A 19,842-nucleotide genomic window follows, 5' to 3' on the forward strand; every position below is an offset into this window, starting at 1 on the left:
GCGGCACGCGCGCGGCGACGCGTTGCCGCGCCGGCTCAGGCCGGTTCGGCCTGCGCGTTCGGATCCTGCTCGGTGGCGGTCTGCGGGTGGATCAGCGAGGCGGCCAGCGCGACCAGCTTGACCGGGTCCACCGGCTTGCCCAGATGCGCGTTGAAGCCGGCTTCCAGCGCCAGCGAGCGGTCCTCGCCGCGCACGTACGCGGTCAGCGCGATCGCCGGGATGCGGCTGACCGCGCCGGCGCCGCGTGCACGTACGCTGCGGATCAGGCTGTGTCCGTCGCGGCGCGGCATGCCCACGTCGCTGACCAGCAGGTCGTAGGGACGCTCGCGCAGCAGCGACTCGGCGTCGTCGGCGGACACCGCGGTCTCGACCACCGCGCCGACTTCCTGCAGGAACCGCTGGGTGACCCCGCGCGAATCCATGTCGTCGTCGACGACCAGCACGCGCACCCCGTCCAGGCGGATCCCGCCGCGCTGCATCGCGGCGGCGGCGAGCGCGGCGGCATCGCTGCGCCGTACCGGGCCCAGGCCCTGCAGGTCGTTGCGCGGCAGCAGCAGGGTGAAGGTGGCGCCCAGGCCGACGCCGTCGCTGCTGACCGACAACTGGCCGTGGTGCATTTCCACCAGCTGCTTGGCGATCGCCAGGCCCAGGCCCAGGCCGCCGGCGCTGCGCGTGCTGCTGGCGTCGGCCTGGCGGAAACGGTCGAAGACATGCGGCAGGAACAGCGGATCGATGCCGACGCCGCTATCGCTGACGCTGATGCGCAGATGGGTCGTGCTGCTGTCCAGGGTCACCATGACCTTGCCGGCGCTGGGGGTGAACTTGATCGCATTGCCGATCAGGTTGGTCAGCACCTGCTGCAGGCGCACCGCATCGCCCAGATAGGGCAGGGTGGGGGCATCGCTGCACGGGGTCAGGACGATGTCGATGCCCTTGCTCTCGGCGCCGGGCCGGGCCGCGTCGATCGCCTCGCCGACCAGCGCGCACAGGTCCAGCTCGCTGGCCTCCAGGCGCACCTTGCCGGACAGGATGGCGCTCATGTCCAGCAGGTCGTCGATGATCTGCGCCTGCGTGTGGGCGCTGCGCTCGATCACCTCCAAGCCCCTGGCCAGGTCCTTCTCGCGCACCGCCTCGCCCTGCATCAGCCGCGACCAGCCCAGGATCGCGTTGAGCGGGGTGCGCAGCTCATGGCTCAGCGTGGCCAGGAACTCGTCCTTCATGCGGCTGGCGCGCTCGGCCTCGCCGCGCGCGTTCTGTTCGGCGGCCAGCAACTGCTGCAGGCGCTGGTCGGTCTCGCGGCGCTCGATGATGATGCCGGCCAGATGCGAGGCCGAGCGCGCCAGGTCTTGCTCGTGCATGGTCGGGTAGTGCACGAATGGGTAGTACAGCGCGACCACGCCCAGCACCTGGCCGTCGCTGGCCAGGATCGGCGTGGAGCAGCAGGCGACGATGTCCGCTTCGGCGGCCAGGACCAGGTAGTCCTGCCAGTTCGGGTCCACGCGCACGTCGCTGCACAGCACCTGCCGGCCCAGGAACGCGGCGCGGCCGCAGCAGCCGCTGCGCTCGCCGATCGGCAGGCGGTGCACCATCTTGCGGAACGCCGCGGGCATGCTCGGCGCGGCGCCTTCCAGCAGGCACTGGCGGTGTTCGTCGACCAGCATGATGGTGCAGCGCAGGCCCACGTCGCTCTGCGCTTCGATGCCGCGCGCGATCGATTCGAGCACCGCGCTCAGCGGCTTGCCGGTGGTGATCATCTCCAGCGCCGCGCGTTCGGCGGCGGTGGCGTTCTCGATCCGCTTGCGCTCGGCGATGTCCAGCAGCGAGCCGATGAAGCCGAGGAACTGGCCCGAGGCGCTGAAGCGCGGCATGGCGGTGTCCACGCACCAGCGGTACTCGCCGTCGTGGCGGCGCAACCGGTATTCGATGGAGAACGCGCGGCGGTCGGCGGCGGCGCGGGTCATGGCGTGGCCGACCGCGGCGACGTCGTCGGCATGGATCTTCTCCATCCAGCCCGAGCCCAGCGCTTCGGGTTCGGTCTGCCCGGTGAACAGGTACCACTGGCGGCTGACGTACTCGCAGTCGCCCTCGGCATTGGTCATCCAGATCAGCACCGGCGCGTTGTCGCACAGGTTGCGGAAGCGCAGTTCGCTTTCCTGCAGCCGCTGCTCGACCACACGGCGGTCGTGGATATCGGTGTTGGTGCCGATCCAGCGCACGATCCGGCCGTCGCCATCGCGGATCGGCAGCGCGCGGCCCAGATGCCAGCGGTAGCTGCCGTCGTGGTGACGCAACGGATACTCGATCTCGTAGGGCTGGCCGCTGCGCACGGCTTGCGTCCAGGCCTGCAGCGCCCGCGCCAGGCCGTCTTCGGTATGCGCCTTGCGCCAGCTGTCGTAGCCGGCGTCGCCGACCGGCAGGCCGGTGTACTCGTACCAGCGCCGGTTGAAGTAGTCGACATCGCCGTCGGGCGTGGCGGTGAACACGATCTGCGGCATCGCGTCGGCCAGTTCGCGCAGCCGCGCCTCGCTGCGCGCCAGGTCCGACTGCGCGCTGGCGCGTTCCATCGATTCCCAGCAGCGCGCCGCGACCAGCCGCACCAGTTCGATCTCCGCCGCGGTCCAGACCCGCGGCTGCAACTGGTGCACCCCGACCACGGCGACCAGCCGGCCGGCCTTGTGCAGCGGCGCGCTCAGCGTCGCGCGCATGCCCATGCGCCGGTAGCCGGGATCGTCGAAACGCGGCGGCGGCGCATGCGCCTCCAGGTCCTGCACCACCCAGGGCCGGTTCTCGCGCAGGCATTCCAGCAGGTCGCTGCCGAAATCGCTGAAGCGGAAACGCCCGGTCAGGTGCGCGGTGCCGTCGACGTAGTCGGCGCGCACGTCGAAGGCGTCTTCGTCGGGATCGACGATCGCGTACGCGCAGCGGTTCGCGTGCAGGTGCCGGCCGAGCAGTTCGGCGCCGGTCTCGCAGATGGCCTCGGCGCTGTCCAGGTTCTGCAGCGCATCCTCGAGCATCAGCAGGAAGCTGTCGTGGGCCTGCGCGCGGGTCTGCTCGGTGCGGTCGATGCCGTGCACCAGCACGCCGTTGACCTTGCCCTCGGCGTCGCGCATCGGCTGGTACACGCACTCCAGCGTGGTTTCCGAGACGGTCTCGTGCGGCGTGCGGCGCAGGCTGAAGGTCATCGACTCGCCGGTGAAGGGCAGGCCGCTGGCGCGCACGTTGTCGAGCAGGCGGATGAAGCCCTGCTGCTGGATCTCCGGGATCGCCTCGGCCAGCGGCTTGCCGACCACCTCGCGCGCGCCGACCAGTTGCTGGTAGCGCCGATTGACGCTTTCCACCACGTAGTCCGGGCCGCGCAGGATCGCCAGCGCCGCCGGCGACTGTTCGAACGCGTCCGCCATCTGCGCCCGCTGCGCGTCCAGCGCCTTCAGCAGCGCATCGCGCTCGCGTTCCAGCCTGATCTGCGCCGTGTCCTCGGTGCACACGCACAGTACGCCACCGATGCCGCCGTGGTCGTCGAAGATGGGGCTGTAGGAAAAAGTGAAGTACGCCTCTTCGCTGTAGCCGTTGCGCGTCAGCAGGAACGGCACGTGCTCGTTCCAGGTCGGCTCGCCGGTCGCCAGCACCTGTTCGGCCTGCACCCCGGCCGTCGGCCATGCATCCGGCCATACCTCGGCCGCTGCACGCCCGAAGGCGAAGGGATGGCGCATCCCGAGGATCGGGATGTAGGCGTCGTTGTACAGATTGATCATCCGCTGGCCCCAGCGGATCACCATCGGAAAGCGCGAGGCCAGGCAGAGCGACAGCGCCGAACGCAGACTCTGCGGCCAATCCTGCAGCGGCCCCAGTTCGTGACCGGACCAATCGGTGGCGCACAGCAACGCTCCCATGGCGCTGTTGGCGGGCAGCCAGACAGGTGGGGACGAGCGTTCGTGGGCGTTGATGGCGGTGTTCCTCGAGTCGATCCCTGCCGCAGGGCAGGCTCCCGACCCGGGATTGTCAAGGGCGAGCGGTCATTTTTGCGTGAGCATCGACCAGCGCCTTGATCAGCTGTTCGGACAGATACGGCTTGGTCAGCACGACGCCGGCGCCGAAGCCTGCCGGCAGCGATTCGGCGGCGACGCCGGTGGCCAGCACGTACGGGATGGCATGCTCGGTCAGCGTGCGCGCGACCGCCTCGCTGGTTTCGCCGGCGGCCAGGCGGAAATCGAGCACCGCGCGGTCCGGCCGTTCCTGTTCGATCAGCGCAAGCGCCTGCCGTACCGACTCGGCCGGGCCCACCACGTCGGCGCCGGCCTGGGCAAGCTGCAGTTCCAGCAGCGTGGCGTTCATTTCGTCGTTCTCGACCACCAGGATGCGCAGGCCCTGCAATGCCGACATCGCTTGCTCGTTAAGGTTTGGGAACGGAAATTATAGCGGCAGGGGCAAGGGCCTCGGCTAGACCGCGATTCAGGCAAAGATGAAGGATTTACCCCTGTCGCGGGCCAGGGCGGTCGGCTATACTTCGCGGCCGCGCCGAAGTGGCGGAATCGGTAGACGCAGCGGACTCAAAATCCGCCGCCCTTAAAAGCGTGTGGGTTCGAGTCCCACCTTCGGCACCAGGACCTGCGGCAGCTTCGGCTGCCGTTTGTTTTTTGCGCGCCCCGTGCGGGCCGCCTGCGGCGATGCGTACGGCATTGTCCGAAAGAACGGAGTGGACGCGGTTGCCCGCAGCGGGCGTTGCGCCGGCCGATGCCGCGCTTGCGCGTTCGCGTCGCGCGGTGCCTGCGGGCGTGTGCCGATGGCACGCGCGGAGTTCTCGCGTCGCTCCGGTACGCATCGGCGCACGCAGCAGCTGTGCGAGGGCCGGCGTCGAGGTCCGACCGCATCTGAGCGCGCTAGATGCGTTCCGCTCGTGCGCTTGGAACGCGACACGCCTGTCTTCGCGGGCGATGTCCGGCGCGCACGCGGCATGCCTTTTTGCGATCGCGATGCGCGCTTCGCCGCGTCGAGCGGCGCGCGTGGGACGCGTGCGCGCGCAGGTGTAAGGATCGCGTTTCCCGCCGCGTTAAAAAAACTTCAAAAAACGCTTGCGCGGGTCGGGCGCCATCGCTAATATTCCGCTCCTCGCAGCACGTGGGGCCATAGCTCAGCTGGGAGAGCGCTTGCATGGCATGCAAGAGGTCGCCGGTTCGATCCCGGCTGGCTCCACCAACTTTTCGGGCATTAGGCCTGTCCGCAAAGCCACATCGTTATCAGCGTCCCCATCGTCTAGAGGCCTAGGACATCACCCTTTCACGGTGGCGACCGGGGTTCGAATCCCCGTGGGGACGCCATTTTATTCGCAAGAAACTCGAGTCCGGCGCTGCCGGACTTTTTTTGTGCGGGGTTTGTACATTCCGCGGGAATCGGGTAAGATTCCGCTTCTGCCAGTACACGTGGGGCCATAGCTCAGCTGGGAGAGCGCTTGCATGGCATGCAAGAGGTCGCCGGTTCGATCCCGGCTGGCTCCACCACGTTTTCGGACATAGGCCTGTCCGCGAAGCGGCACCATCATCAGCGTCCCCATCGTCTAGAGGCCTAGGACATCACCCTTTCACGGTGGCGACCGGGGTTCGAATCCCCGTGGGGACGCCATTTCGCAAAGAAGACACCCGGCACCGCCGGGTGTTTTTTTGCCTGCGTTTCAGGCGCTGCCGGCGGGCGATCGCGATCTGGCGGCGTGGCCGCGTGCCGCTGCGCGGTTCAGTGCAGCAGCTTGCCGATCTCCAGGATGGTTTGCGGGGTTCCTGCACGCTGTGCCCGAGGTCACGACGGTCTCAGGCGCCGCTCCGGCCAGACGCGCGCTCCAGTAGGGCACGCCGCCGCCGCCGGATTGCGGCACCGGCACGCGCGCATCTCGGCGGGCGATGATCGAGTGGCAGCTCACCTTCGGCACGCGACAAGGCCCGGGCGGCACCGCTGTGGCGATCAGATCGCCCTGATCGCCGCCACCGGGGAGATGGCCGAGGCGCGAAGTGCCGGAGCCAGCACGGCAAGCTGCCCCAGGATCCATAGCGTGACCGCACCGATCGGCATGTACCAGAGCGGCAACCGCGGCAACTCGTAAGCGCGCATCAGCGCCAGGCTCATGCCATAGGCGAGAAGCATGCCGAACACGATGCCCAGCGAGACAATGATGAAGTTCTCGATCTGGAAGTAACGCAGGATGTCGCTGCGAGTGGCGCCGAGCGCTCGTCGAATACCGATCTGCTTGCGGCGTTGCGTCACCCAGAAGCTTGCAAGCCCGACGATGCCCAGCGCGGTCGTCCCGAGCAGGGCGACGATGACGCCCAGCAGCATCGCCGCCATCACTCGCGAGCTCTTGAAGTAGCTGTCGCGCAACTCCGCAAGGCTCCGGCTTTGCTCCATGTCGAAGACGGCATCGGGCGCCACCTTGAGGACCGCTTCGCGAGCATCGCGCATGATTCTGGGGATGTCCTCCGGGCTTCCCCGGATCAGGTATTTGCCTACGAGATTCGGCCCCGGGATCGCAGGCACAAAGACGGACCAATCCGGATCCTCGGCCTCGCCTCCGCCGGGCTGGGATACCGAAAGATGGTCGATGACACCGATCACCCTGAATGCAGTGTCCATGCTCCAGATGCGCTGTCCGATCGGATTCTCGCCTGGCCAGAGATGCTCGGCCAGCTTCCGTGTGATCAGTATGGGCGGATTGGAGGGAACGTATTGGGCGACCGGCGTGTACTCTTCCGAAGAGGGAAGGCGTCCCGACAGCAGGCGCAACCCGAAGGACTGGATGGCGCTTGCGTCGCCTACATAGAAGTCGATCACGCCGCCGAAACGCTGTTGTTCCTGATCGAGGGTGACCCCGGCCCTGACGGCAGGTTCGCCGAACGGCACGGCGTTGACCACGCTGACGGCTTTCACCGCGGGGACCTCGCGCAGGGCGTTCACCACCCGGGCGTTGAGATCGCTGGCCGACTGCGGGTCGAATCCCGAGAGCTTGACGGTTCCCAAGGCCGCTTCGTCCACGCCGCTGTCGATCCGCATCGCCTGCAGCCGTTGCGAAATAAGGAAGCAGGCATTGCAGAAGACCGCACAGGCCAAGGAAATCTCCAGCGCGATCAGGAAGGTGGCGATGCGGTGCTTGCGGAGCGCGGAAAGGACGATGCGGATCTGCATGAGGGCTCTTCTACAGCAGCTTCAGTTGCGATGCGGGTTCAATCAGGCTGGCGCGCAGTGCCGGCAGCATTCCCGCAAGCAAGCTGACCGCCACCGACAACGCGAACGTCAACAGGAACATCGATACGTCCAGATAGGCGAAGTCCGCATAGGGAACGGGTTGACGGCGTACCAGATGCAGGCCGAGCAGGGTCAGCATCAGCCCGCCCACACCGCCGAACACGCCGATGGCCGCCGATTCGACCAGGCATTGGGTGAAGACCGAGGCCCGGGTGGCCCCCAGCGCCCGGCGTAGCCCGGTCTCTCCGCTGTGCCGCAGGAACTTCGCCAGCAGCAAGCCCACCACATTGGTCAGACAGATCATGAGGAAAGCGAAAGCCAGCGCGGATTGCAGCTTCACATCGCTGGGCACCACGCGATTGAAATCGAGCCATTGCATCAGCGACCGCAGTCGGGTGTTGTCCGCGTACTTGATCCGACCCAAGTCCTTCTGCTGCGCGGCGTAGTTCTGCAGGAAGCGATCGTAGGCGGCCACTTTCTCGGCACCGTCCAATCGGACCCAAAGGGCCACCCATACGCACGGAGCGTTCTCGAGGTGTCCCGGCTGGTCCGGGGTTCCCCAGCAGGTGAATGCCTGGAAGTTTCCGGCATTGACCTCGAGACTGGTAAAGAAGGGAACGAAAATATCATCGGGCTGCCCGTAGAAGCTCGACGTGTCGCCATTGGCGAACCTGCCGCCACGCACCTTGTAGAACAGGGGGGACGGCCGCCAGGGCGCCAGGACGCCGGTGATCCGCACGTCGACGCCTCCCAGTCGCACGATCTGGCCGACGCTGTTCCTTCCCCCGAACAGCTTTTCGTTCAAGCTGGAGGAAATCACCGCCAAGCGTGCGCGTCCGGCGTCATCGTTCCGGCTCCATCCCTGCCCATACTGAAATGGAACGTTGAACATGGGGAAGAAGTCGGACGTGGTGGACGCCATCGACAGCATCAGCGGCGGAAGCCGCGTGGCGGGCGCGCTCAGTTTCACCTGGCTGTTGACGACCAGCGTTTGCTGATCGGCCTGCTTGGCGTTCCACAGGTCCATCGCCGTCCGGTAATCGAGAACATCGAGCGGCTCTCGGCCCTTGGACTGTGGATTGACGTCGATCTGAGGGTAGTAGAGGTCCTTGCTGCGGCCGGGCAGAGGATCTCCCGACAGCAGGTGCATCACCGTCAGGGTCGTCATGCTCGCACCGATGCCTACGGCGATCGCCAGCACCATCAGCGCGGTCAGCACCCTGTTGCGCTTCATGTTGTGCAAAGCGATCTTCACATAGTAGGCGAGCATGCCTTCAAGCACTCCTTCGGACCATCGGGACAATCGCTCCGTTCGGCGCCGACAGTCGGCCGGGACGGGAAGAACGAGACGTGGGTGCCATTGGCCGCGTTCGGATCAGCATGGGACGGCATTGCCTTGCGGCTGCGCATGCGCCTGGTCTTTTCCCAGCATATGCACCTGGTCGAATATTGAAAAGTATTCCTCGGCGCCATGCATGACGATCAGCAGAATCCTGCCGCGCGTGCGGCTCTGGATCTCTTCCATGGCGATGGACCGGCTGCGCATGTCCAGATTGGCCAGAGGCTCGTCCAGCACATAAAGGTCCGCATCCTGCGAAAGCGCGAGGGACAGCGACAATTTCTGCTGTTGCCCGGCGGACAATTGATCGGGATACGACTCCAGGATGTCCGGCTCGTATATCCCGAATAGTTGCAGCAGTCTGTCTTCCGCTCCAAGGTCCCGGACCTTGATCGGCGGGAACAGCACCGGCAGCGTCACCGCGCTTATCCGCGCAGGGAGCTCGAGAGCACCCTGCGACGGCGAAAGATAGCCGGACAGGATGTTGGCGAGGGTGGTCTTTCCGGATCCGTTATGGCCGACGATGAGCGCACGCGTTCCCGGCTCCAGGCGCAGGGAAAAATCCGAAATCACCGGACTGGTTCCATACGTATAGCTGATCGACGTCGCAGCGACCGCAGTCCCGATCCGATGATAGGGCGTGGCGGGCGGCGCATCCAGGAACGCCACCACCCTGCCGAGCGTCGCTGCATGGCTGTGCAGCTCCGCCCACTGCCTGAAGATCTCGATCAGCGTCGTCGCAGAGCGCCAGAAGGCGTTCATGAAGGCGATGAACGAACCAATGGTCATCTGCCTGCGGAACACGAACAGCGCGCCTACGAAGATGGAGCAGACATCGGAGATGACCATCGTCAGGTCGCTGGCTCCTTGCAGCAAGCGAATGACGCGGAACTTCCTGTATCCGGAATCCAGGACCTCGTCCATGCTCCTGGAGAAGTTGCCGAGCGTCTTGGGGACCAGGCTGAAGCTGCAGACCATCTTGAACGCACCCACGGATTTGGTGAGCGCATTCAACAGTACCGCCTCCTTGTCGCGTTCGATGGAGGTGAGGCCGCGGATCTTCTTGCCGACCACGATGCTCACGAACGTGGCGATGGGGATGATGGCCGAGAGAATCAGGAATGCCTGCCAGGAGATGAAGATCAGCACCGAGACGAGCGCGACGAACGTGGCGATCTTCACCGCCAAGGTCCGCACAAGGCCGAGCATGGGGACGACGCCGTCCTTCACGTCGGACCGGATGCGGGCCACGTAGGAACCTTCTCCCTCGCGCAGCACCTCTCGGTAGTCCTTGCTGAAATAGGCGCGCAGCAAATCGCCGCTGATCTGTCTGACGATCTTGTTGTCCAGCTTCAGCTGCCAGAGGGAAAGCCAGTAGATCGCGCCATTGAGGGTGAGTCCCAGGGCGAGATAGCCGAGAACCAGATAGACGAACCGCCCGAAATCCGCGCGGCTGGAGGCCTCGTCGAAAATCGCCTTCATCAACAAGGGATGCAGCAAGCCTTCCGCTCCCCCCACCAGAGCGGCACAGAGAGTGACGCCCGCATATTCCGCCCGGAACTTGCCGAGCAGCAGCAGGAAGCACTGCGCTGTCGAGCGCCGGAGATGGACTGTGGCAGGCGACTTCATCAACCTCTCCGGACTCAACGACTCGCAGCGGCGGCAGGCATCCCTGTACCCGACTCTAGTCGTTCCAGATGCGGCAGGGAAGACGCCGAACGGGACCGCGCAGACAGGTCGTCGATCTCGTCCAGGCAGAACTCGTCCGGTGACAGGGTCACGCGCCGATGGAGCGTTCGCATGATGCCTGCGGTCCCGGTGGCATAGTCACAGGAAATGCGGAACAGGTTCTCCCCTGGAGTCGCGTAGCCGCTGTCTTCCTTGAACAGGTACAAGTCCGCCAGCCCTTGCAACGGCCGCTCCGCCATGGCCAGGTACTTCTCGTCTCCGGAGTAGAGATACGCATCGACCAGAACGTCCACGAATCCGGCCAGTCCATAGATCAGGCCCGGGAATCCCGAGTACTTCCTGTGCAGGTCGGTGAGGATGCGATCCAGCCGGTCCCAGAGCCCGTATCGGATGGCCACCTTGGCGACACCGGCGCTGCCTTGCTCTATGTAGTGCTCGTAGGTGTTTTTTTCTTCAGGCGCGCAGGCGAAGGTGAGACTGCCAGGTTCCAGCTCGTAGCCAAACGACAGATCGTAGTCGAGCGCCTTGCTTCCCATCGCGCGCCAGGATGCGACGTTCAGTACCTGGGACAAGCGCAAGAAGAACAGCGCGACGCCGCTTTGACCATAGCCGAATCCGATCCGGATGCCGCCTTCGTCCTCCCAATGCAGCCCTCTCTCATCCTCGATCGCGGTCGAGGCCAGGGTCTTGGCCAGGTCGATCGCAACGTCCAGGTAGTGCGGTTCGCCGGTGCTCCGATAGGCGGCAAGGTTCGCCATGCCCACGCCAGCCATGCCGTAATAGAGCGAGTGATGTTGGCGAAGCAAGGCGCTGCCGTTGGCATAGTCCATGAAGCGCTTGCCGATGTCGGCACTTCCGATTCCAAAGCTGGCCCAGGCAATTCCGGCGGTACCGGTGAGAAATCCAGGCGGAAGCGCTTGCGGTCCGACGGCTGCCATTTCCCTGTTGTAGCGCTCCAGCGCCTGCTCCGGAACATCGAAGCCGCACTTGCGCAACGACTGAACGATGCCGCAGGCGCCAAAGCCGAGGCTCAGCGCGTTGGTGTGGCCGGCGAAGGGGTCCACCGGAAACAGCGCATACACCTCTTCCAGGCGATAGTTGCTGATGATGAAGCCGGCCAGTTCGCGGCATGCCTCGGCTGGGGACAGGATCGCGGCAGACTGCTTCGCGGTATAGGGTTTCTCGAAGGACGCCGGGCCCTGGAGCAGCGCGATCGCCTCGCGGCAGGTGATGGCGTTGCCGGAAAGCTGCTGGATGACCGTCTGGATGGGCGTATTCGACCAGCCGATGTCGGCCACGAGCGCGGGCAGGACATTGCTGAAGAGGTCGTCCCGAACGTACGCCATCGCGACGATCGGGAACATGCTGTACATCATGATCGCGCCGATCGCGTAGACGTCGTCCTGGTAGTTGCTTTCTTTCTTGCGGCCCTTGACGGCAGCGCGGAACCCCGGGGTGTGGATGTCGAGGGGATCGTCGACCGTCGGCTGGAACGCAGCTTCCAGGTCGATGATGCGGATTGTCATGGTGGCCTTTTCGACCAGGATATTCATCGGGGAAAGATCGCCAATCACCACGCCCTTGCGATGGAATTGATCGACTGCCTCGAGCAGGCTGGTGAAAATGCTCTTGCACTTGGCGTAGAACGCCTCGCTGTCCTCTCTGCTCGGGTTGATGCGGAGCAGCGGGGTGTTCATCAACATCACCTCACGCATGTCGACAGCATCCAGATGCTCTTCGACAAGGTAGAAGTTTTCCCAGTCCCAGAAAGTGGTGATCAGCTGGGGGGAGACGCCCAGGTCGCTCACCAGGCGCAGGATTTTCTCTTCCTGGGCAAGGCGTGTCGTGGCGTCCTGGCCATTGGCGACGAGTTCGACGTACGGCCGGGCCTCCTTGACCACGACCTCATGCCCGGTCGCGGTATCGGTTGCCAGATAGACGCCGCCGGTATTCGAGAATCCCAATGCGCTGTTGACGAGGAACCGTCCCTCATTGAGGGTCATTTCCGACGACTCAGGGTCTTCGCGCGGGAAAGGATCCGAAACCCACGGTGGCGTTTCGAAATACGGAGTCCTTCGATCGACGACTTCTTGGCCGTCGGGCGATGTCAGGATCGGCACCAGCTGGCCCATGTAGTCGAGACGGTCGACGGGAATCATCCCGCCGTAACGGTAATAGAGGCAGCGGCAATCCTTGTAGCGATTGTCGGACAGAATATAGGAGCCGACGTCGTCCTTCAAAATGGCGTAGGCGCATTCTATGAACTGGCGGAAAACCTCGTCCGTCGGCGGGTAGATGGTAATGAATTTTCCGGACCCGCCGCGCGACCAGCGCTTCGAGGTCATCAACTTCATCGTGTTGATGTCGTTTGCGAACTTGAACTGGAGCCCGTGCTCCAGCGCGAGATGCGCGACTTTCGTGAGGATGTCCCGGCAATTGATCTCGTTCGCGGAGACATGGATCTTCCAGCCTTGCGTGGGGAGCGGGACCGTCGCGGCGTCCGGGTTGGGCATCACGTGCGACCAGACGCCGGAACGCCAGATGCTCCATTGCAGACCCCGTGTCTGCAGGACCTGCTTGACCAGTGAACTCAGCTCGTCGGTAGGCCGGTAATGGGAATAGACAGGCTCGTAGAAACGGCTGTCTGCAGCCATGAAAAACACCTTGTCGATATGACGGGCTTCCCGTAGCGACCTTGCTCGACCCGACATGCGCATTTCCTTTGCCAAGGTGGTTGTTCTTGTATTTTATTTATGGAGGTCAATCCATAAATGGCTGCACTACAGCCGATGCGGACTAATCTTTTCCAAAAAAAGAGAGAGCAATGGCGATTCCGCCATTGCTCTCGACTTCCTGCCGCTTAGGCGATGACGCCGTTGCAGCAATTGCTGGTGGAGCTTCCGGTGCTGCTGCCCAGCAGCGAGTTGGTTTCGTCCAGGGCCAAGCGCTGCAGTTTCAGGACACGATTCATTGATCTTTCCTTGGTTAATGAGTTCATACCAGACAACTACTAACCAGATATCCGGTTCATTTCGTCCGGATAACTGGGCCAACCGCATCGAGAGTTTCCCAAGCGTGGCGAAGCGCTCTCCTTGCAGCTTCTCTGTAGCGACGGAATCAACCCGCATAGAAATGCTGCGTTGCGCGCATTTCTCATATTCAATTCATCGCCACTTGCCAGCGAACTTCTCAGGATTTTTTTTCATAGTCAAGTGCCCAAATGCAATGAGCGAAGTTTTCAGTTGCCTGGACATGATTTGTATCCGGCCGTAGACAATTTCTGCACTGCCAATTCCAAACGGCGCGCATGTAGGGATTAGGGCGAGGACCTCATTCGCCGCTGCCAAAGCAACGGCGGGTGCATCATCGCGGCCAGCGTCGGGGCGGCTGCCAATGCATCTGCATGCCCCCCCACGCCCGCGCTCTCGTGGGGTGCGTTGCCGAATACCTCGGCGGGAAAGCTGCTCGTGCGCAACCTTGCCGGCTCCCTTCCTTCCCGCGGCGGGAAACCGAAGAGATACTGTAAAATGAAGCCGCGACGTTGTTCAGCACGTCGCAGGGCCGGGGCTATGAACCCGGCCGGCGTAGATTTTTCCATGAACGGACGGACGCATTGACTGCCAAACGCCAAGCCGGCCCCACCGGCACGACACGTTCACAGTGGCTGGCGATCGAGCGGGCCGCGGCAGAGGAACTGCAACGCCGCGCCAGCGAGGCGCACGCGGCGATCCTCGCGCTGCTGCGGCGCCATGCCGGGGATTTCAGTCCAAGGCAGATCGCGCAGCTTCGGCGCCGACTGCGCAAAGGCGTCGAGCGGTAGGGAAGGGCGCGAACCGATCGGCGCGGAGGAATCGCGCCTTGGATGATCGTCGAGCTGCGGCCAAATTGCAGGGGCGCATCGCCGGAGCCGCATCGCCGTGCCCGCCGCTCCAGATCCTCGCCTGGCGCGGCATGGAACTGGCAGCGCCTCAGCCAGTGTCCCGCTGCACGCGTTCCCGATAGTCGTGCACGTTGTCGCCGCTGATGCGCCGCTGCTGGGTGCCCGTCACCGTACCGACCTTCTCGTCCGCGCCGGTCACCGGCTTGGCCTCGACGCTCGTCTCCCGCTCGAAGGCGTGCGATTTGTCGGTGTTGCGGTAGTACCGGTACAGGGCCCAGTACAGCGCGCTCGCGCCGGCCGGGCCGGCCAGCAGCAGCCACAGGCCATTGTCGTCGCTCATGAGGTGGCCACCACGATCCAGAGTGCGAGGGCTTCGATGACGGTGCCGGTGGCGAGCGCGGCCAGCAGCAGTTTCCACTGCTGCACGGGCACGCTGCCCATGGTCTCGCCGGTGCGGCCGTTCACCGCGATGTAGTGCAGCATGCCGCCGTTGCGGCCGGGCTGGTGGTACGAATACAGCCACACCGGCAGGTACATCGACACCCAGCGCGTGCCGTGGACTTCGAGCCGCTCCTGTTCCCAGCGCACGCCGCGGTCGTAGCGGTCGACCGATTCCGCGACCTGGGCGCGGGCGATCGACAGCAGTTGGTCCTCCAGCCGCGGCCGCAGGTGCTCGACGTCGCGGTTGCGCTTTTCCGAGGTGAACCCCGCCAGGTACGACGCGTTCCACTGCACCGCGTTCTTGGTGTCGAACGGCAGGATGGTGTTGATGATGTTGTTGGTGTTGACCCGGGCATCCAGGTTGCCGCGTTCGGAGGACGATTCCAGCGGCAGGTCGTCCACGGTGAAATCCACGTGCCGCTCCACCTGGTAGACGTCGGCGTCGTAGTAGGTCTTCTTGTTCTTGTCGGTGCCGCGCGTGTACTCGCGGGTCTTGATCTCGCCCTTGCCGGCCACGCTGGCGCTGACGTTGCCGTCGACGATCATGTAGGGCAGGTAGACGCCGGTGACGTTCTCGGGCGTGAACTGGTCCTTGAACGCCTTCAATGCGAACAGGCGGCGCTTGTCCACGAACTGGCGAATGCGCGCGACCGCTTCGTCCTTGTCGATGTGGAACGGCAGGACCGCATCGGGGACCGCGCCGTTGGCGACCTGTTCGTTGACCCCGAACACATGGCGGCACCAGTGGCAGCGTGCGGTCATCGTGCTCTCGGTATTGATCGTGACCTCGGCGCCGCAGCCGGTGCACTTGAAGCTCATCAGGCTGGCGGTGTCGGCCTCGATGTCGCGCGCGCCCGAGGCGATGACGGTGCCACGCAGCTCGCCGATGCCGGCGCCGAACCCGAACACTTCCTCGACCCGCGCGCCGTGCCATTCGTTACGGCAGTACTGGCAGACCAGCAGGTCGGTGCCGAGCCTGGGGCGGATGTCGGTGGCGCCGCATTTCGGGCAGCGGTTGAGGCCGTCGCGGAGCTCGGCGGCGGCGGTGTCGATGGCCGGCGGATCGGGCGCCTGCAGTTCGTCGCGGATCGGGCCGGGCAGGGTGGCCGGGTCCATCGGGAAGCTGCCTGGCAAAGGCGGCACGTCCTGCGGCGATCCCGGCCCGGTTGGCGCCGCCGCCGGCAGCGGCGGCGGCAGCGGCGAAGCGGATGCCGGCAACGGCGGCGGGGTTCTGGAGTCGGACATCCGGTACGCCTCGCGTCCTACAGGCCCAGCGCCTTGGCCTTGAGCGTGTCGTAGTCGCCCTGGGTGATCAGGCCCAGGTCCAGCATTTCCTTGGCCTTCTTCAGCCGGGCGACCGGGTCGTCGGCGGCCGCGGCGGCGGGCGCGACCGGCTGCTGCAGGCCGCCGAGACCGCCGGCCATGCCGGTCGCCATGCCCAACCCCACCAGGCCCGCGGCGCCGCCGTGCTCGCCCGCCGACTGCATGCCCTGGGCGACGCTGGCCTGCAGGTTGGAGTTGCCGCGCGCGCCGGCCAGCGCGTCGGCGCGCTGCACGGTCTTGAGCAGTTCCCGCGTGTTCGCGTCGTACTCGATCGACACGATGGCGGTCTTGACGATGGCCAGGCCACGATCGGAATTCCACTGGTAGGCCTGCTCGACCGCATCGGACAGGCTCTTGGCGAAGCCGAGCGAATCCTGCTGCAGCCGGGTGATGCGGTTGCCCTTGCCCGGATCGTTCGTGTACAGGCTGAAGGCCGGCGCCAGCGACCCCACCACCTCGTTGAACAACTGGTTGGCGGCGGCGTTGTCGAGGTCGGTGAAGTCGAATACCTGGCCGGGCTGCAGGTAGCGGGCCGGCACGAAGTTCTTCACGAACAGGATCGGATCGACGATCTTCAGCGTGTAGGAGCCGCGCGTCACCGCGCCGACCTGGGTGCCGAGGAAGCCGTCGTCCCAGTAGATCTCCGATTGGGTGCCGAAGCGGTTGTCGGGGAGTTCCTTCAGCGACACGAAGAACGCGGCCTGCTGCGCGCCCGGCTGGCCGCCGAACTTGAAGCGCTCCCAGCTCTGCCGGATCAGCGGCGTGACCAGGCCATCGCCGGCGAAGATCGACTGCGAGTTCGGATCGTCCGAACGCCATTCGTAGGCGCCCGGCTCGGCGACGAACGCGGTGACCGCGCCGTCCTGCATCAGCAGCAGCCCGTAGCCTTCGGGAACGACGATCTTCGAGCCGTTGCTGATGATGTTGGCGGAGGCGCCGGTATTGGAACCGCGCCCGGCATTGGTGCCGCGTGGCACCGCGGCGAACAGCGCCGCCGTCGCCGGCAGGCCTGCCGGCACGGTGTAGAAGTCCTTCCACTGATCGGCGAGAACGCCGCCGACCGCACCCGCCGCCGCCTGTACCAGACCCATGACAACTCCCTTTGATTCTCTGTAGATGGGTACCGTACCCATCGTGCCCGCCGGACTATATCAGCAGCGGGCAGGGCGGGAAGATGGGGGGCGTGTCCCGCCCGGCTTTCCGGTGGTTCGAAGCCCGGGGAGGGCGGCGGACGGCGGGCAAAAACAAAGCCCCGCGGGAGCGGGGCCTTGTCCGGGTCCTACGTCGACCAGGCGCAGAGCGGCAGCCTGGCCGATGCCGGCCTCATGGCAGGTCGCACTTGAGTTTCGCGTCCACGTAGTAGGGCTTGGGAACATCCGGGTTCTGGCTGGTCTTCTCGAACACCACTTCGAACGAGTCCGGATTCGGCGTGCCCTTGCGTTCCTTGCATGCGTCCTGCAGCTTCTGCTTGACCGCCGCGATGCCGGCGTCGCGATTGGCGCCGTCGGCGCTGTTGGTCAGGTTGACGACCTCGGCGAATGCCGGGCAGCTCATGCCCAGCAGGCATCCAGCGAACATGAGGGCGTGCAGCTTCTTCATGGAATCTCCTTTGGTATCCGTGATCGTCCAACGGCGCGGTCTGCGCCGCATGGAGCGTGGCGGGGCGCGGCAGACGTCGTCCGGCGCGGCGCCAGGATAGGGCGGGGTGGTTAAGGCTTCGTGCGGATGTCGCGGGCGTAGGGAATCGATGCGAAGGCATGAGGCGATGCGGCCGCGCCGTCCGGGCGCAGCCAGAACGAAACCCGGCGTGGCCCGGATTCATCCGGCGGCTAGGCGAAGGCCAGGATGTGTTTCGCCAGCACATGGTGAAACCGCCAATCGACGGACGAAGCTCAAAATAAATAAGGCATATTATTTTCGGATGACACCTTGAATTGCGTTATTGCATCAATATTGCAAGACGGCGCTTGTATTACTCACTCAGTTGATTCGTGATTATATTAATTGGTGTTTTCACTGAGAAGGCGCGGGACCGGCGGCTTCGTGAAACATCGCCACAAGCCGGACGTCGGCATCTGTTGGGTGTGGGGCTCGACGCAGACGGTCGATGCGCTCACCAATACGATGCGCAGCACCTACCTGCTGACCGGGTCGGTGTTCGGCTCGATCCAGTTCGGTGGCGATGGATCGCTGCCTGCGTTGTCGCCGCCGCAGCCGTCGCCGGTGGCCGCCGAACTGCTGCCGCGCGTCCAGGCAGCGGACGGCAGCATCACCATTGACATCGTTCTGTCAATCCAAGCTTCTACATCACCGGCGACACGCGGACCGGAGACTACATCCCGATCGGCCGCGCATTCCCCGATTATTTCGGCGGCACCATTCCGCTGGTGCCTGCGACCATGAACGTGACCACCCTTTCCTTCACCGCCGATCCAATCGGGCAGGCGTATACGGGACAGGCGAAGATCCTGTTCGGCACGCCGGAGGATCCGCTGCCGGAGCAGGCATGGACGATCATGCAGGTCGGCACGGTGGGCATTTCGGTCGAGCGCCTGGAAATGTGGGTGGAGGCGCGCGGCGGCCGCATCGGCGGCGGCATCGCCGGCGTGTTCTTCCTCAAGGGCGCCGGCGCCACGGCCTACGATTCCCCGCGGCTGCAGCTGAGCGCGGAACGCCCGGCGGACGGCGAGGATGCGGCCAACGGATGGTGCTTCGCCGCGAACCTGTTCCCCGGCACCTCGATCGACCTGACCCAGATGGTTGCGCGCTTCATCATGGGCGACCCGAACTACCAGTGGCCGGCGCGGCCGACGCATTGGCCGGCGCGGTGCAGGCGTGGACGCAGGCTCACCATCCGGCCAGCGACGGCGGCGGCTGGCTGTTCAACATCGTGCTGTACTCGGGCCTGGAGCAGAGCGCACGGCCGCTTTTCACCGGCGATCTCTTCTATGCGCTGCGGACGGCGTGACCGGGCGTGCGGTCGCGCCGCTCGAGCATGCCGCAGTCGCCCCCGGGCCACGCCTCGAGGCGTGGCCCGGCCATCAGGCCGACGCTGCGACCTGGGCAGCGAAATCGCGGTAGGCGTGCAGCGGGCGGCCCAGGAGCGCGGTCAGGCGTTCGACGTCGCCGGGCTCGGGGATCATGCCGTCGCTGAGGAAGCGCTCGCTCATCAGGCGCATGTCGAAGGCCATCCAGCTCGGCATGAACTGGCGCAGGTTCTGCTCGAAGCCGGCGGTGTCGTCGCCGGGGTAGGCGATCGGGCGGCCGAGGACGTCGGACCAGATCGCGGCCACGTCCGCGCCGGTCAGCGTCTGCGGGCCGACCAGGTTGATCCGCTCCAGCGCCAGCGGCAGCGCCGACTGCTCGCGGCGGATCAGTTCGATGGCCGCGACCTCGCCGATGTCGCGCGTGTCGACCATCGCCAGGCCCTTGCTGCCGATCGGCATCGGGTAGATGCCGTATCCGCTGACCACGTCCTTGACCGTGTGGTCGTTGTCGATGAAGTAGGCCGGGCGCAGGATCGTGGCGTTCAGGCCCATCTGCTCGATCATGCGCTCCACGCCGTACTTGCCGGCGAAGTGCGGCACGTTGACGTACCGGTCGCTGTGGATCACCGACAGGTAGACGAAGCGCTCGATGTCGGCATCGCGGGCGAGGTTCAGCGCGATCAGCGCCTGGGTGAACTCGTCGGCCACCACCGCGTTGAGCAGGAACAGCGTGGACACGCCGGAGAAGGCGCCGCGCAGCGAATCGACGTCGAGCAGGTCGCCCTGGACGACTTCAACGCCAGCCGGCAAGTTGGCCTTGGCGGGATCGCGGACGAGGGCGCGGACGTTGGCGCCGCGCTTGGCGAGTTGTTCGACGACGTGGCGGCCGACGGTGCCGGTGGCACCGGTAACGAGAATGGTCATGAGATTTTTCCTTGGTCGATGCGTGATGGGGTTCT

15 protein-coding genes and 5 tRNA genes are annotated in these 19,842 nt (G+C 65.2%); 8 read left to right on the forward strand and 12 right to left on the reverse strand.

Annotation, left to right across the window (positions count from 1 at the left end):
- Window positions 1–35: 35 nt before the first annotated feature.
- Window positions 36–3,890 (reverse strand): PAS domain-containing protein, encoded by a 3,855-nt coding sequence (locus tag OCJ37_RS09830; RefSeq protein ID WP_263113449.1) that lies wholly within the window; start codon window positions 3,888–3,890, stop codon window positions 36–38.
- Between the two features lie 109 nt (window positions 3,891–3,999).
- Window positions 4,000–4,380 (reverse strand): response regulator, encoded by a 381-nt coding sequence (locus tag OCJ37_RS09835; protein WP_263113450.1) that lies wholly within the window; start codon window positions 4,378–4,380, stop codon window positions 4,000–4,002.
- A 134-nt stretch (window positions 4,381–4,514) separates the two neighbouring features.
- Here OCJ37_RS09835 and OCJ37_RS09840 point away from each other — a divergent pair.
- The 5 genes from OCJ37_RS09840 (at window position 4,515) to OCJ37_RS09860 (ending at window position 5,616) form a co-directional block, all read left to right on the forward strand.
- Window positions 4,515–4,601, forward strand: a tRNA-Leu gene (locus OCJ37_RS09840).
- 516 nt (window positions 4,602–5,117) lie between these two features.
- Window positions 5,118–5,193: transfer RNA gene (locus OCJ37_RS09845), tRNA-Ala, on the forward strand.
- Window positions 5,194–5,239: 46 nt separating this feature from the next.
- Window positions 5,240–5,315 (forward strand) — tRNA-Glu (locus tag OCJ37_RS09850).
- A 104-nt stretch (window positions 5,316–5,419) separates the two neighbouring features.
- Window positions 5,420–5,495, forward strand: a tRNA-Ala gene (locus OCJ37_RS09855).
- Window positions 5,496–5,540: 45 nt separating this feature from the next.
- A tRNA-Glu gene (locus tag OCJ37_RS09860) sits at window positions 5,541–5,616 on the forward strand.
- A gap of 333 nt (window positions 5,617–5,949) precedes the next feature.
- Here the strand turns inward: OCJ37_RS09860 and OCJ37_RS09865 are convergent.
- The 5 genes from OCJ37_RS09865 to OCJ37_RS09885 form a co-directional block, all read right to left on the reverse strand.
- A complete protein-coding gene (locus OCJ37_RS09865) occupies window positions 5,950–7,164 on the reverse strand; it encodes an ABC transporter permease (RefSeq protein WP_263113451.1) in 1,215 nt (404 codons plus the stop codon).
- Window positions 7,165–7,174: 10 nt separating this feature from the next.
- Window positions 7,175–8,494 (reverse strand): ABC transporter permease, encoded by a 1,320-nt coding sequence (locus tag OCJ37_RS09870; protein WP_263113452.1) that lies wholly within the window; start codon window positions 8,492–8,494, stop codon window positions 7,175–7,177.
- Between the two features lie 105 nt (window positions 8,495–8,599).
- A complete protein-coding gene (locus OCJ37_RS09875; RefSeq protein ID WP_263113453.1) occupies window positions 8,600–10,192 on the reverse strand; it encodes an ABC transporter transmembrane domain-containing protein in 1,593 nt (530 codons plus the stop codon).
- Between the two features lie 14 nt (window positions 10,193–10,206).
- The gene (gene lanKC / locus OCJ37_RS09880; protein ID WP_263113454.1) at window positions 10,207–12,906 is read right to left on the reverse strand and encodes a class III lanthionine synthetase LanKC; all 2,700 of its coding nucleotides are present in this window, start codon (window positions 12,904–12,906) and stop codon (window positions 10,207–10,209) included.
- 206 nt (window positions 12,907–13,112) lie between these two features.
- On the reverse strand, window positions 13,113–13,223 hold the full coding sequence (locus OCJ37_RS09885; protein WP_263113455.1) for a class III lanthipeptide: 111 nt from the start codon (window positions 13,221–13,223) through the stop codon (window positions 13,113–13,115).
- Between the two features lie 642 nt (window positions 13,224–13,865).
- Here OCJ37_RS09885 and OCJ37_RS09890 point away from each other — a divergent pair.
- Window positions 13,866–14,072 carry a hypothetical protein gene (locus OCJ37_RS09890; RefSeq protein WP_263113456.1) on the forward strand — a complete coding sequence of 69 codons (207 nt, stop codon included), beginning with the start codon at window positions 13,866–13,868 and terminating at the stop codon, window positions 14,070–14,072.
- Between the two features lie 148 nt (window positions 14,073–14,220).
- Here OCJ37_RS09890 and OCJ37_RS09895 read toward each other — a convergent pair whose 3' ends face one another.
- From OCJ37_RS09895 to OCJ37_RS09910, 4 genes are all read right to left on the reverse strand, one after another.
- Window positions 14,221–14,472, reverse strand: coding sequence for a hypothetical protein (locus OCJ37_RS09895; RefSeq protein ID WP_263113457.1), 252 nt, complete (start codon window positions 14,470–14,472; stop codon window positions 14,221–14,223).
- Window positions 14,469–15,818: a TFIIB-type zinc ribbon-containing protein gene (locus OCJ37_RS09900; RefSeq protein WP_263113458.1), complete on the reverse strand. Its 1,350-nt coding sequence runs from the start codon at window positions 15,816–15,818 to the stop codon at window positions 14,469–14,471. Before OCJ37_RS09900 ends, OCJ37_RS09895 begins: the two co-directional genes overlap by 4 nt.
- A 17-nt stretch (window positions 15,819–15,835) precedes the next feature.
- Complete coding sequence (locus OCJ37_RS09905) at window positions 15,836–16,987, reverse strand: SPFH domain-containing protein (protein WP_263113459.1); 1,152 nt, start codon at window positions 16,985–16,987, stop codon at window positions 15,836–15,838.
- 232 nt (window positions 16,988–17,219) lie between these two features.
- The gene (locus OCJ37_RS09910; RefSeq protein WP_263113460.1) at window positions 17,220–17,495 is read right to left on the reverse strand and encodes a hypothetical protein; all 276 of its coding nucleotides are present in this window, start codon (window positions 17,493–17,495) and stop codon (window positions 17,220–17,222) included.
- A gap of 444 nt (window positions 17,496–17,939) precedes the next feature.
- On the opposite strand from OCJ37_RS09910, the gene OCJ37_RS09915 reads away from it, so the two are divergent.
- A complete protein-coding gene (locus tag OCJ37_RS09915) occupies window positions 17,940–18,299 on the forward strand; it encodes a hypothetical protein (protein WP_263113461.1) in 360 nt (119 codons plus the stop codon).
- Window positions 18,300–18,690: 391 nt separating this feature from the next.
- Window positions 18,691–18,864 carry a hypothetical protein gene (locus tag OCJ37_RS09920; protein ID WP_263113462.1) on the forward strand — a complete coding sequence of 58 codons (174 nt, stop codon included), beginning with the start codon at window positions 18,691–18,693 and terminating at the stop codon, window positions 18,862–18,864.
- A gap of 73 nt (window positions 18,865–18,937) precedes the next feature.
- Here the strand turns inward: OCJ37_RS09920 and OCJ37_RS09925 are convergent, their stop codons facing one another.
- Window positions 18,938–19,807, reverse strand: coding sequence for an SDR family oxidoreductase (locus OCJ37_RS09925; protein WP_263113463.1), 870 nt, complete (start codon window positions 19,805–19,807; stop codon window positions 18,938–18,940).
- Window positions 19,808–19,842: the final 35 nt, after the last annotated feature.

It is taken from the genome of Xanthomonas sp. AM6 (assembly GCF_025665335.1).
Taxonomy (GTDB): domain Bacteria; phylum Pseudomonadota; class Gammaproteobacteria; order Xanthomonadales; family Xanthomonadaceae; genus Xanthomonas_A.